Genomic DNA, 12,514 nt, shown 5'->3' with positions numbered 1-12,514 from the left:
TTCACTACTAAAAAGCCTAATGTAAGCTCGGTGCTTTTAATAGTCAGTCATCAGATTGTGGGTTCGGAGCAAACAGGATAACGAAATGAAAATCAAACCAGATGATAATTGGCGTTGGTATTTTGATGCCGAACATGACCGGCTAATGCTGGATCTCGCCAATGGCATGATTTTCCGTTCCCGTTTTCCTGCAAAAATGTTAACTCCCGACGCCTTCAGCGATGCCTCATTTTGCGTCGATGATGCCGCACTCTATTTTGATTATGAAGAGCAGTGTAAAAACGTCAAATTAGGTAATGAGCAACGGGCTGAATTAGTGTTGAATGCGCTGGTGGCTTTCCGTTTCCTCAAGCCATTGATGCCTAAAAGCTGGCACTTTACTCAACAGTCCCGACCATTCCAGCCTGATAATGGCCAGATTGCGCAGGTCCAGGTGATGGAAAGCGGTGAACAGGCCACGTTGTTGGTGGTGGAGTCCGGTGATAGCGCCAGCCTCTGTTTACTGGCCCAGGACCGGCTAACACTGGCTGGCCGGGGGATGGTGCTCGGTGATGCGATTAAGATCATGCATGACCGCTTGATGCCAGCACCGGTTCGTGCAGCGAAAACCCATTTCTACGATCAGGCGGTCTAAGTTCCCCGCCTGACTTCGTCACTTTGCATCTAACGCAGAACGATATCCGTTCCTGGAATACAGCTACACGACAATATTGTCCCGTCTTTACCAATGGCACTGGCTTTCAGCGGTGACACTTCGCCTGCCTCCAGCGTCAGCTTGCATGCACCGCAAATTCCCGCCCGGCAGGAATAAGGGATACGTAAACCCCGCATTTCCAACTGTTCGAGTAAAATCTGCTGATTATTTCCGGTGAACGCCGTGCCCTGATAATGAATGCTGACACTTTTGACCTCATTCCTGGGTGCCACAATGCTTTCAACCACCACGCCGGGAGAGTAAGGGCGCGGGGGTTTGGTCGCCAGCACCTGAATGCTGTCACCTGCGCGGATCATCCCGGTGTTACGGGCAATCATGTTCTGGCCGAAATCCACATCGCCGTTGTCGGCGGTGCGATAACCTTGCAGGGTTTTCAGCGGCTCACCGCGTGGATGCTTGCGCCCACGTTCGGTACTGACGGTGGTCAGCACGCAACGACTGCAAGGTTTCACCAGGTCAAAAATGACGTCGCCAATGCGGATGGTCTGCCAGCTATCTTCGGCGTAGGCTTCCACGCCACTGACCACCAGATTCGGCCGGAACTGTTCAAGCTTCACGCTGCTGGGGCAACGGTTTTGCAAATCGCGCATCGAGGCTTCATTCATTAACAGGTAAGGGAAGCCGTCGGCGAAGGAGAGCGGGACATCAGCGTGCTTTTTCACGCGGCGTGTCGGTTCTTCGCCCACCCAGCGCAATTGCACGTCGCGGTTTAAATAGCGGCTGAGCCACTGATTTACCGCATCTGGTGCGATGAGTGAGGTAAACTGATTGCCCCAAACTTCCGTGGCTGCACCTGGTTGGCTAAAATCACGAAAACGCATACTGATGGTTTCGCCATCGGGACTGTTGATTAACAGGCCATCGGGAAGCAAAGCGGGCGTAAACTGGACCAACTGCGGATATTGGCGGGCGGTGATAAACATTCCCTGTGGGTCTGTCAGCATGAAGAGGCGATCAAACGCCAGACCGCTGGCTGTCACCTGTGCGTGAGACAATTGCAGTCCACGCATCGACTTTACAGGGTGAACAAATAATCGTGAAAGGGTGGCCACGGAAACGTGCCTCCTTGCTCTATTTTTTCTGATGACCAGAGACTTTATGACAAGCGGGCCGGATTAGCTATAATGCGCAACTATTTTCTTTTTGGTGATATGTCGATATGAACTCTTTGTTTGCCAGCACGGCGCGTGGACTGGAAGAACTTTTAAAAAGCGAACTGGAAACGCTGGGTGCGCAAGCCTGTAAAGTTGTGCAGGGAGGGGTGCATTTTGAAGGTGACGATCGCCTGATGTATCAAAGTTTGCTGTGGAGCCGTCTGGCTTCGCGCATTCTGCTGCCTCTGAATGAATTTAAAGTCCACAGTGATTTAGACCTCTATATGGGCGTGATGGCGATCGACTGGCCGGAAATTTTCAGCGTCGATAAAACCTTCGCAGTGCACTTTAGTGGTCTGAATGATGAGATCCGTAATAGCCAGTACGGTGCCTTGAAAGTTAAGGACGCCATCGTTGACAGTTTCACCCGTAAAATGGATGAACGTCCTAACGTGGCGAAACAGCAGCCGGACATCCGCGTCAATGTGTTCCTGCAACGTGACACTGCCAGCGTGGCGCTCGATTTGAGCGGCGAAGGTTTGCATCAGCGTGGCTACCGTGACCTGGCCGGTCAGGCACCGTTGAAAGAGAGCCTGGCTGCCGCCATTGTCATGCGTTCTGGCTGGAAAGCCGGCACGCCGATGGTCGATCCCATGTGTGGTTCTGGCACCTTGCTGATTGAAGCCGCCATGATCGCGGCCGATCGCGCACCGGGTCTGCATCGCCCACATTGGGGTTTTACCGGCTGGAATAAGTTTGACGCGGATTTATGGCGTGAACTCACGACCGAGGCGCAGGTGCGTACCCGTCGTGCCTTGCAGGAGACCACCTCGCGCTTCTTCGGTTCTGATATTGATCGTCGCGTGATTGAAATGGCCCGTGCTAACGCCCGTCGTGCCGGTGTCGCTGAACTTATCACCCTCGAAGCGGGCGAAGTCGGCAAACTGGTGAATCCGCTGCCAGAAGGCCCGACCGGTACGGTGATCAGTAACCCACCGTATGGTGAGCGTCTGGAAAGCGAACCGGCCTTGATTGCCCTGCATAACCAACTGGGCCGCATTATGAAAACCCAGTTTGGCGGCTGGCAGCTCTCTCTGTTCAGCGCTTCGCCTGAACTGCTGAGCTGCGTACAGTTGCGCGCCGATCGCCAATTTAAGGCTAAAAACGGTCCGCTGGAATGTGTGCAGAAAAACTACCTGTTGGCCGAAAACCCGACCGGCGCGGCAGGCACGCAAATGGCAGAGGATTACGCCAACCGTCTGCGTAAAAACGTCAAAAAGTTGGAAAAATGGGCCAAACAGCAAGGGATTGAATGTTATCGCCTGTATGACGCCGATCTGCCGGATTACAACGTTGCCGTTGACCGCTACGGCAGCAAAGTGGTGGTGCAGGAGTACGCGCCGCCAAAAACTGTCGATGCACAGAAAGCCCGTCAGCGTTTGTTCGATGTGATCAATGCTACGCTCTCCGTGCTGGATATCTCTTCCAGCCAGTTAGTGTTGAAAACCCGTGAACGTCAGAAAGGCGCAAATCAGTACGAGAAATTGGCGCAAAAAGGTGAATTCCAGCTGGTGGAAGAGTTCAACGCTAAGCTGTGGGTTAACCTGACCGATTATCTGGATACTGGCCTGTTCCTCGATCACCGTATTGCCCGCCAGATGCTCGGCGAAATGAGCAAGGGTAAAGACTTCCTTAACCTGTTTGCCTATACCGGTACCGCCAGCGTTCATGCAGGACTCGGTGGCGCACGCAGTACCACCACGGTGGATATGTCTCGTACTTATCTTGAGTGGGCGGAGAAAAACCTGCGGGTCAACGACCTGACAGGGCGTCAACACCGCCTGATCCAGGCAGATTGTCTCTCCTATTTAGGCATGTGCGACGAACAGTTCGATGTGATCTTTATCGATCCGCCGACCTTCTCCAACTCTAAACGTATGGCCGAAAGTTTCGACGTTCAGCGCGATCATCTGTCATTAATGAAAGACCTGAAGCGTATTTTACGTCGCAACGGTACCATCATGTTCTCCAATAATAAGCGCGGTTTCCAGATGGATCTCGAGGGACTGAGTCAGCTCGGTCTGAGCGCAAAAGAGATCACCAGCCAAACCCTGTCGCAGGATTTCGCCCGTAATCGTCAAATTCATAACTGCTGGTTGCTTTCTCACGCCGGCGAGGAAAAGTAAAGTTTATGTCGTTAATCAGTATGTCAGGTGCCTGGCTGTCATTCAGTGACTCGCCTTTGTTGGATAACACCGAATTACACATCGAACCGAACGAACGCGTCTGTCTGGTAGGCCGTAACGGCGCCGGTAAATCGACGCTGATGAAAATCATCAACCGCGAAGTCCCGCTGGATGACGGTCGTATTGTTTACGAGCAAGATTTGATCGTGGCGCGCCTGCAACAGGATCCGCCACGTAATGTCGCCGGTACCGTGTTTGACTTCGTGTCTGAAGGCGTGTCTGAGCAGGCGGAACATCTGAAGGCGTATCACGCTATTTCGCATCTGGTAGAGACCGACCCGAGCGAGAAAAACCTGAACAAACTCTCTCAGGTAATGGAAATTCTTGACCACCAGGGCTTATGGCAGCTCGATAGCCGCATTAGTGAAGTGTTGCTGCAACTGGGTCTGGATGCCGATGCTGAACTGACTTCGCTGTCCGGTGGCTGGTTGCGTAAAGCCGCGCTGGGCCGTGCGCTGGTCAGTTCTCCGAAAGTATTACTGCTCGACGAACCGACCAACCACTTAGATATCGAAAGTATCAGCTGGCTGGAAGAGTTCCTGAAAGAATTCCAGGGCAGCATTATCTTCATTTCCCATGACCGTTCGTTTATCCGCAATATGGCGACCCGCATTGTCGATCTTGATCGCGGCAAACTGGTTTCCTATCCGGGCAACTACGAAGCTTACCTGCTGGCGAAAGAAGAAGCCCTGCGTGTAGAAGAGTTGCAAAATGCCGAGTTTGATAAAAAGCTGGCACAGGAAGAAGTGTGGATCCGTCAGGGTATCAAAGCCCGTCGTACCCGTAACGAAGGCCGCGTGCGCGCCCTGAAAGCCCTGCGTAAAGAGCGTTCTGATCGCCGTGAAGTGATGGGCACCGCCAAGATGCAGGTCGTTGAAGCCTCGAGTTCCGGCAAGATTGTCTTCGAAATGGAAGATGTCAGCTACGCGATTGCCGGTAAACAGCTGGTGAGCAACTTCTCTGCTCAAGTGATGCGCGGTGATAAAATTGCGCTGGTTGGCCCGAACGGCTGTGGTAAAACGACATTACTTAAACTGATGTTAAGTCAGATTCAAGCCGATAGCGGCCGCGTTCACTGCGGCACCAAGCTGGAAGTGGCGTACTTCGACCAGCACCGCGCTGAGCTTGACCCGGAACGTACCGTGATGGACAACCTGGCAGAAGGTAAACAGGAAGTGATGGTAAACGGTCGCTCACGCCACGTGCTGGGTTACCTGCAGGACTTCCTGTTCCACCCTAAACGCGCCATGACGCCGGTAAAAGCGCTGTCAGGCGGCGAGCGTAACCGTCTGCTGCTGGCAAAATTGTTCCTGCGCCCAAGCAACCTGTTGATTCTTGATGAACCAACCAATGACCTGGATGTGGAAACGCTGGAGCTGCTGGAAGAGATGATCGACACCTATCAGGGCACCGTGATGCTGGTTAGTCATGACCGTGAATTTGTTGATAACTCGGCAACCGAATGCTGGATTTATGAAGGCAACGGCGTGATCAACAGCTATGTGGGGGGTTACCATGATGCGCAACATCAACGTCGCCACCAGAAGCCAATCCGCCAGGTTGCAGCGACAGAAAACAAAGCGTCGACACAGCAGAAAGCAGAACCTGCCAAACGCACTGCCAATAAGCTCAGCTATAATCAGCAACGTGAGCTGGAGCTTTTGCCCCAGCAAATCAGTGAGCTGGAAGGGCGGATTGCCGGATTGCAGCAACAAATGAATGATGCGGATTTTTTCACCCGTCCGCATGATGAAACCCAGCAGGTATTAAACTCGTTGGCGGCCGTCGAACAAGAGTTAGAACAGGCCTTTGAACGTTGGGAAGCGCTGGAAGCGCAGAAAAACGGCTAAACCTGTCCCTCCCTGCGCAGGCGAATAACGGATTTATTCGTCCGCGCAGGTATTAGTATCTTCCGCCGTTGAGGAGTTGACAGTGTGTTCTCATGTCCATGACCCGCACATTTTGTGTCCCCAATGCGACTTATTGGTGGAGATCCCTGCTGTTGCCATCGGGCAAAAAGCGAAATGTCCCCGTTGTCACACCACGCTGACATCGCGCTGGAAAGAGCCCCGCAGGCGTCCTATCGGCTATGCTGCAAGCGCCCTGTTTATGCTGTTGCTTGCCAATCTTTTTCCCTTCGTTAACATGAAAGTCGCCGGTCTTGGCAGTGAAGTGACGCTGATCCAAATTCCGCAAGTGCTGGTCTCTGAAAACTATGCCAGCATGGCCTCTCTGTTTATGATCGTGGTGCAGTTGCTACCTGCTGTCTGCATGCTGTCAATCATCGTTCTGTGCATGAAGACCCGGCTTTCAGCCCACTGGAAAGTGAGTATTGCGCGCACGCTGTTCCGTTTGAAAGCCTGGTGCATGGTGGAGATCTTCCTTGCTGGTGTGCTGGTGAGTTTTGTCAAACTGATGGCATATGGCGATGTGGGGGTGGGTACCAGTTTCCTTCCTTATGTGCTTTTCTGCTTGCTGCAATTACGGGCCTTTCAGTGTACTGACCGCTACGGGTTATGGCAGCAGGTTGAACCTGCGCCACGTCCGACCCAGTCGCTACGAATCGGTGAGAGTGGTCTGAGTCAGGGGCTACGTTCATGCCATTGCTGTATGGCTATTTTGCCGGTGGATCAGCTGGTCTGCAGCCGCTGCGAAATGAAAGGTTACGCACGGCGTAAAAACAGTGTGCAATGGACTATGGCATTACTGGTGACGTCGATACTGCTTTATATCCCCGCTAATTTATTACCTATTATGATCACGCAGGTGTTGGGTACGCCAATGCCGTCGACGATTATGGCCGGTGTTATTCTACTATGGAGCGAAGGGTCATATCCCGTTGCCATGGTGATTCTGATCGCCAGTATTTTGGTGCCAACATTAAAAATGATTGCCATCGGTTGGCTGTGTTGGGATGCCAACAGCAACAAACCCATCGACCGTGAGAGATTGCATGTCATTTATGAGGTGGTCGAGTTTGTCGGGCGTTGGTCGATGATTGACGTATTCGTTATCGCAGTGCTTTCTGCACTGGTCAGAATGGGGCAGCTAATGAGTATTTATCCAGACATCGGTGCACTGCTTTTTGCTGGAGTCGTTATTCTTACTATGTTCGCCGCAATGATTTTCGATCCAAGGCTGATTTGGGATCGGGCCGTGGTACAGCCTATGAAGGAGCAACAAGATGGCGGAAAATAATATGCCCCACAGTAACGGTGGCACCGCAAAGATCGAAAAAATTAAACGCTGGTCGCCTGTCTGGATCATTCCTATCGTAACTGCCCTTATCGGGGCCTGGATCCTGTTTTACCATTACAGCCATCAGGGCCCGGAAGTGACATTAATCACCACGACTGCCGAAGGTATTGAGGGTGGGAAAACCGCCATCAAGAGCCGTAACGTCGATGTCGGTAAAGTGGAAAGTGTGACCCTGAGTGATGACTTACAACAGGTTATCATCAAAGCGCGTCTGAACACTGGCATGGAAAAAATGCTCCGCGACGATTCAGTTTTCTGGGTGGTGAAACCGCAAATCGGACGCGAAGGGGTGTCGGGTTTAGGGACACTGCTGTCCGGCGCCTATATCCAATTGCAGCCCGGTAATAGAGGTAGCGAGAAAGCGGAATACAAACTTGATGACTCACCACCTCTGGCGTCCCCTGATGCGAAAGGGATCCGCGTGGTGCTGGAAAGTGAACGCTCTGGGCAGCTTAGTCCTGGCGATCCGGTACTGTTCCGTGGCTTCCAGGTCGGTAGTGTTGAGACCAGCCATTTCGACCCGAAAGCCCGTAACATCAAATACCAGCTATTCATTCGCGCTCCTTACGACACGCTGGTCACAGACAACGTACGCTTCTGGAAAGACAGCGGTGTGAACTTTGATATGTCTGCCGCAGGTATGCGTGTCGAAATGGGTTCACTGACGACGCTCTTCAGCGGTGGCGTCAGTTTTGATATTCCTAATGGCTGGACGCAGGGGCTGGAAGCTAAGAACGGCGATAATTATCAGCTGTTTGACGACCAAAAAAGTATTCAGGAATCTCTGTATACCCGTCATATGGATTACGTGATGTTCTTCTCCGATTCTGTGCGTGGCCTGCAACCAGGCGCTCCGGTGGAGTTCCGCGGTATCCGTCTGGGAACGGTGGCGGAAGTACCGTATCCGCTGAACGTCATGAAACAGCAAATTACGGATGACTACCGGATACCGGTTCTTATCCGCATCGAGCCGGATCGTTTTGATCAATTATTGGGTAGCAGCTTCAATATTGAAGATCACATTCGCGATGGTATCGCCCATGGTCTGCGGGCTTCGATGAAATCAGCCAACCTGCTAACGGGTTCGATGTTTATCGATCTCGATTTCTATCCAAATGAGAAACCGTGGAAAGGTCCGCTGGAAGTTGCAGGACACAAACTGCTACCAACAGTGAGCGGTGGTTTTGCGCAGATCCAGCAGAAACTGATGACTACGCTGGATAAGATTAACAATCTGCCGATCGAACCGATGATACGTGAAGCGACCAGTACGCTGGCTGAAAGTCAAAAAACCATGAAGTCGACGCAGAGAACTATCGATTCACTGAATGCCATTGTGAGCAGTAAAGAGATGAAAACGCTGCCGCAGGATATGCAACAAACGCTTATCCAGCTTAACCGCAGCCTCAAAGGCTTCCAGCCTGGTTCACCGGCATACAGCAATCTGGTCGGTGATATGCAGAGTCTGGATAAAACCCTGCGTGAACTGCAACCGGTTCTGAAAACACTGAATCAGAAAAGCAACGCACTGATTTTCGCCGCCCCAGGGCAAGATGATCCTCAGCCGAAGAAGGCCAAATAATGATGAAATGGATACCTGTCGTCTTAGCATTATTTCTGACTGCCTGTAGCAGCAGTGACCATAAAACCTATTACCAACTGCCAGCACTGAGCAGCACCCCAGCAACAACCAGCGGCAGCAGCATGATGCCGCAAGGGCAGCAACGGCAGTTGTGGGTTGAACATGTTAGCGTCGCGGATTATCTGGCAGGTAACGGTCTGGTGTTTCAGACCAATGACGTCCAGTACGTGCTGACACAAAATAACCTGTGGGCCAGTCCTCTGGACCAACAGCTCCAGCAGTCGCTAGTGACTTATCTGGGGCGTGAACTGCCGGGACGCATTGTCTCTGCGCAGCCCGCCGGCAGTGCTGAACAGGATGTGCTTAACGTCAATGTGACGGGCTTCCATGGTCGCTATGATGGGTCTGCACTGATAAGCGGAAGTTGGGTATTAACCCACAATGGGCAGACTATTCAGCGGAGTTTCAACCTGACATTGAAACAGCAAGAAGATGGCTATGATGCGTTAGTACGCACGCTTGCCGCGGGTTGGCAGCAAGAAGCGAGCCAGATCGCCCGTCAGATAAGATGAACATTTTTTAAGCTTAATTTTATTTAAGCTAAACAGATAAAATCCCGGATGCTGAACGCTCAGTGTGCGGGATTTTTTATTGGTGATCAGCCAGATGAGATTTTTATGGCGCGATTAGCTCGCGCGCAATCAGATAAAATACCTCACAAATATGACACTGGCGTGAAATTTTCGCATTGACCTCTTCGGCTATAGCAGCTATTTGTTAAGTGTGGACGCAGATGCGGACCACTGTTTTCTTTCCACCTGAACCTGAATAAATGAGGGAAACAAGGCATGAAGAGACAAAAACGCGATCGCCTGGAACGGGCATTATCACGTGGTTACCAAGCCGGAATAGGCGGGCGCTCGAAAGAAATTTGCCCCTATCAATCATTAGATGCCCGATCGCATTGGCTCGGGGGTTGGCGACAAGCCATGGAGGACAGGGCAGTTACCGCTTAAGCGGAGCTCTGTCAGAAAAAGGAACAACCTCCGCTACGGGCGGAGGTTTTTGTTTCTGGTGCTTTCATCCACGATATGACAGACATAAAAAAACGAATATGTTGCCATATTCGTTTTTTTTCAGGGTATAGCTGTTTGTCAGAAGGCGGCGGCGTCTTTGAAAAGACCCACTTTAAGATCGCTGGCGGTATAAATAACCTGACCATCAACCAGTACTTCACCATCAGCTACGCCCATGATCAGTTTACGGTTGATCACGCGTTTAAAGTTCAGTCGGTAAGTCACCACTTTTGCAGTCGGCAATACCTGACCGGTGAATTTAACTTCACCGACACCCAGTGCGCGGCCTTTGCCTTCGCCACCGAGCCAGCCCAGATAAAAGCCAACCAATTGCCACATTGCATCAAGGCCCAGACAGCCAGGCATCACCGGGTCACCAATGAAATGACAGCCAAAGAACCATAAATCAGGATTGATATCCAGTTCGGCTTCCACATAACCTTTGCCATGGGTGCCGCCGTCTTCTTGCATCTTAACGATGCGATCCATCATCAGCATGTTGCCAGATGGCAATGGCGGGCCGCCAGCACCGAAAAGCTCACTACGGCCAGAGGCTTCTAGGTCTTCTTTCGTATAGGAATCGCGTTTATCTACCATGTTCTATGTAAGCCTTATTTTGTTGAAGGACGGAGTTTAGCTAACAGGTGTAAGCCGGACAACTCCGATCAGCTGTAGTTGAATCAGTTCAACCAGCGAAGAGGCCAGGGATAACGGCGGCGATCCTGCGGCAGGGCCAGCGCGATACGTTCCTGAATCAAACTCAGCAAGCTTGGGCGCACTTCTTCAGCCTGCTCTTCATATGAGTAAATTAATCCGGTCAGGATAGGCAGCGCTTCTGCTGCATTATCAACTGCCCATAAATGGAACTGGCCTTCGCGAACGGCATCCAACACCTGCGGATGTAGGCACAGGTTACGCACGTTGCTGGTGGGCAGAATGACCCCTTGTTTACCGGTCAAACCGCGGCGCTGACAAACTTCGAAGAAGCCTTCGATTTTCTCATTTACGCCACCAATGGGTTGTACATTACCAAACTGGTCAACAGAGCCGGTCACTGCAATTTGCTGGCTGATCGGCTGCAATGACAGTGCGCTTATCAACGCACAAAGTTCTGCCAGTGAGGCGCTGTCGCCATCGACTTCGCCGTAAGATTGCTCGAAAACAATCGATGCGGAGAACGGCAGAGGCTGGTCAAGTTCCAGCTCAGAGATCAGGAACGCCTGCATAATCATCATGCCTTTCGCATGCAGATTACCGCCCAATTCTGCTTTACGCTCGACGTCGGTGAATTCGCCGTCGCCGGTGTGTACGACACAGCTTATACGGGAAGGTTCACCAAAGGCGCGTGGATGTCCCGGATATTCCAGTACCGACAAGCCATTAATCTGACCAATGACCTCACCGTCGGTTTCAATGCGGATCTGCCCGAGTTCAATCTCATCTTGCATACGTTCTTGTAAATAGCTTTCGCGCCAGGAACGGGCGTTGATCGCAGCTTCAAAGGCTTTCAGACTGAGCTGTTCCTCTTCGTTGTACAACGCCGCCTCGGTAAGTTGAGCGCTTAGCCATGCCGGACAAAGCGTTAAACTACCCTGATCAGTGCTGTATCTCACGGCAAGTCGCAGCATGGCCGGCCAGGTATCTGCTGCCAGACGAGGGATCTCCAGCTCATCAGCCAGTGTATTGATGTAGCCACACCAGGTCGTCATATCACTGGGTTCTGTCAGCGGCAGGTCGGCTTCAAACTCACCATAAACGGCGGATTCCAGCAATTCCGATTCCATATCGTTGAATTCGCCAAGTGAAATACGATCACCAACGAGTATCAGACGGATATCCAAAGGCATAGGCGGAATGGAAACGGGGAGTGGGCGTGTCTCATCAGGCGAGGCCCAGCGATACCAGCCCTGCGTGATCATCTGTTTGAGACGTAGCCACATCAGCGGTTGTGCTAAAAGAGAGCGTACGGAAAGCACCAGCACGCCGCCATTCACCTGATGGATAAGCCCTGGCTCAAGTTGAATTTGATCTTTATACAGGCGGACACAGCCAAACAGTTGTTCTGACTCAATCCATTCCTGAAAATGACAGGAGAGTTTTGCCGCAAAGGTGTCATCAACCGACTGCGCGGGCTCAAGTGTGATTTGGCTGCCATTAATAATATAGCGGGAGCCAAGCACTTCTTGCTGATCGGGCAGAATATGTTTAACGACATCTGTGATTCGTGACAAATACTCACGGCTTTCCAGCGCTTTGATAGTCATAAAGCGTGGACGCGAAAGCGGATGGCAGAACAGCGTTAAACCATTTTCCAGTCTTGGCTGTATATCAGCAAAATCAACTGGGGCCAACTCAGCAGCCGTTGCGAAAATTGCCTCGTAAGGCGCGGTATCAGGCAGTAATAGCTGCCAATCAAGTCGGTTATTGGTCAATGTGTTAGCTGTGATCTTTAAAAAGGGAAAGGGCGATTATACAAGAATTAACACTGCTGCATACAGAGAGTGTCACGGTTAAGACCCTCATCACTGCAGTGGGCGTTCGTC

The 12,514-nt window shown here is 51.7% G+C and carries 10 protein-coding genes; 7 read left to right on the top strand and 3 right to left on the bottom strand.

What is annotated here, in order from left to right; all coding sequences use genetic code 11:
- Nucleotides 1-85: 85 nt before the first annotated feature.
- On the top strand, nucleotides 86-634 hold the full coding sequence (locus EAH77_RS02230; RefSeq protein ID WP_140470162.1) for a cell division protein ZapC: 549 nt from the start codon (nucleotides 86-88) through the stop codon (nucleotides 632-634).
- A 29-nt stretch (nucleotides 635-663) separates the two neighbouring features.
- Here the strand turns inward: EAH77_RS02230 and EAH77_RS02225 are convergent, their stop codons facing one another.
- Nucleotides 664-1,767, bottom strand: a complete 1,104-nt coding sequence (locus EAH77_RS02225; RefSeq protein ID WP_140470161.1) for a YcbX family protein — start codon at nucleotides 1,765-1,767, stop codon at nucleotides 664-666.
- Between the two features lie 107 nt (nucleotides 1,768-1,874).
- Here EAH77_RS02225 and rlmKL point away from each other — a divergent pair, with 107 nt between their 5' ends.
- The 6 genes from rlmKL to rmf all read left to right on the top strand — a co-directional run bounded on the left by rlmKL (nucleotide 1,875) and on the right by rmf (nucleotide 9,911).
- On the top strand, nucleotides 1,875-3,995 hold the full coding sequence (gene rlmKL / locus EAH77_RS02220) for a bifunctional 23S rRNA (guanine(2069)-N(7))-methyltransferase RlmK/23S rRNA (guanine(2445)-N(2))-methyltransferase RlmL (protein ID WP_140470160.1): 2,121 nt from the start codon (nucleotides 1,875-1,877) through the stop codon (nucleotides 3,993-3,995).
- 5 nt (nucleotides 3,996-4,000) lie between these two features.
- Nucleotides 4,001-5,905, top strand: a complete 1,905-nt coding sequence (locus EAH77_RS02215; protein ID WP_140470159.1) for an ABC transporter ATP-binding protein — start codon at nucleotides 4,001-4,003, stop codon at nucleotides 5,903-5,905.
- A gap of 82 nt (nucleotides 5,906-5,987) precedes the next feature.
- Nucleotides 5,988-7,253 carry a membrane integrity-associated transporter subunit PqiA gene (gene pqiA, locus EAH77_RS02210; protein ID WP_140470158.1) on the top strand — a complete coding sequence of 422 codons (1,266 nt, stop codon included), beginning with the start codon at nucleotides 5,988-5,990 and terminating at the stop codon, nucleotides 7,251-7,253.
- Nucleotides 7,240-8,895 carry an intermembrane transport protein PqiB gene (gene pqiB, locus EAH77_RS02205; RefSeq protein WP_140470157.1) on the top strand — a complete coding sequence of 552 codons (1,656 nt, stop codon included), beginning with the start codon at nucleotides 7,240-7,242 and terminating at the stop codon, nucleotides 8,893-8,895. Before pqiA ends, pqiB begins: the two co-directional genes overlap by 14 nt.
- Nucleotides 8,895-9,467, top strand: coding sequence for a membrane integrity-associated transporter subunit PqiC (gene pqiC / locus EAH77_RS02200; protein ID WP_140470156.1), 573 nt, complete (start codon nucleotides 8,895-8,897; stop codon nucleotides 9,465-9,467). Before pqiB ends, pqiC begins: the two co-directional genes overlap by 1 nt.
- A gap of 276 nt (nucleotides 9,468-9,743) precedes the next feature.
- Nucleotides 9,744-9,911, top strand: coding sequence for a ribosome modulation factor (gene rmf, locus EAH77_RS02195; RefSeq protein WP_104921488.1), 168 nt, complete (start codon nucleotides 9,744-9,746; stop codon nucleotides 9,909-9,911).
- 138 nt (nucleotides 9,912-10,049) lie between these two features.
- On the opposite strand, the gene fabA is transcribed toward rmf, so the two are convergent.
- Together fabA and EAH77_RS02185 are read right to left on the bottom strand one after the other, a co-directional pair.
- The gene (fabA, locus tag EAH77_RS02190; protein ID WP_140470155.1) at nucleotides 10,050-10,568 is read right to left on the bottom strand and encodes a bifunctional 3-hydroxydecanoyl-ACP dehydratase/trans-2-decenoyl-ACP isomerase; all 519 of its coding nucleotides are present in this window, start codon (nucleotides 10,566-10,568) and stop codon (nucleotides 10,050-10,052) included.
- 83 nt (nucleotides 10,569-10,651) lie between these two features.
- Nucleotides 10,652-12,403: an AAA family ATPase gene (locus tag EAH77_RS02185; protein WP_140470154.1), complete on the bottom strand. Its 1,752-nt coding sequence runs from the start codon at nucleotides 12,401-12,403 to the stop codon at nucleotides 10,652-10,654.
- Nucleotides 12,404-12,514 lie beyond the last annotated feature (111 nt).

The sequence above is a fragment of the Ewingella americana genome (assembly GCF_006438725.1).
GTDB classification, from domain to species: Bacteria; Pseudomonadota; Gammaproteobacteria; order Enterobacterales; family Enterobacteriaceae; genus Ewingella; species Ewingella americana_A.
Note: the sequence above shows the minus strand (reverse complement) of the source record. Positions and strands in the feature narration are given on the sequence as shown.